This window comes from Burkholderia sp. ZZQ-2 (assembly GCF_050768715.1).
GTDB lineage: Bacteria > Pseudomonadota > Gammaproteobacteria > Burkholderiales > Burkholderiaceae > Burkholderia > Burkholderia cepacia.
The window spans coordinates 1-740 of the sequence record NZ_LDVA01000124.1 but is presented as its reverse complement, the minus strand read 5'-3'; the positions used below and the strand labels follow the sequence as shown (position 1 = coordinate 740).

Below are 740 nucleotides of genomic sequence, written 5' to 3'. Positions count from 1 at the left end.
GCAGCCACGCGTTCGCCGCATTCTGCGTGGCGAGCTGTTTCGCGATCGAGCGCGCGAGTCGATCCGTATCGGACGCCACCGTGTCGTGCTTCGCTTCGGACACGCCATGCAGGCCGGCGCCGACCGCTGGCCTGCGTGCGGGCCGCCGGCGCGGCGGTCATGGCGGTAGTCGCGGTCGATGCGCAGCCGCGCACCGCGTGCACCATGCGTCGAACCTCGACTATCTCGATGCGAACTACGGCGGCGTGCTGATCGTGTTCGACCGGCTGTTCGGCACCTATGTCGCCGAGCGCGTTGACGAGCCGTGCCGTTTCGGCCTCGTCACGCCGACCCGCTCGCGCAATCCGTTCGTCGTCGAACTCGAACACGGGGCGAGCCTCGCCCGCGACGTCGCGACGGCCCGCGACGTGTGGACGGCGATCCGCTTCGTGCTGCCGCCGCCGGGCTGGCGCCCGGACAACCAGGGCGAAACGACGGAGGAACTGCGCCGCCGCAGCCTCGTCGCCGTGCGCACGGATGCGTGAACGCGCTACGCTGTGTCGAATTGCCGGCCACGCATGCGTGCCGCGGCCGGCATGACCCATGCAATACGCATCATCAAGCAACCCTCGATCCAGGAGAAAACATCGATGGAACACGATTTCAAAGGCAAGGCAGTCGCGATCACCGGCGGATTCGGCCATCTGGGCATCGCGACGGCCGCGTGGCTCGGCGCGCGCGGCGCACGCGTCGCGCTGATC

Annotated in this window: 2 pseudogenes; both read left to right on the top strand. The window is 69.1% G+C overall.

The features are described 5' to 3' along the window. Positions 1-185 precede the first annotated feature (185 nt). Positions 186-524 (top strand): annotated as a pseudogene (locus tag ABY44_RS07750) (sterol desaturase family protein); the annotation flags it as partial. 105 nt (positions 525-629) lie between these two features. Then, positions 630-740: pseudogene (locus ABY44_RS07745) on the top strand (NAD-dependent oxidoreductase); the annotation flags it as partial.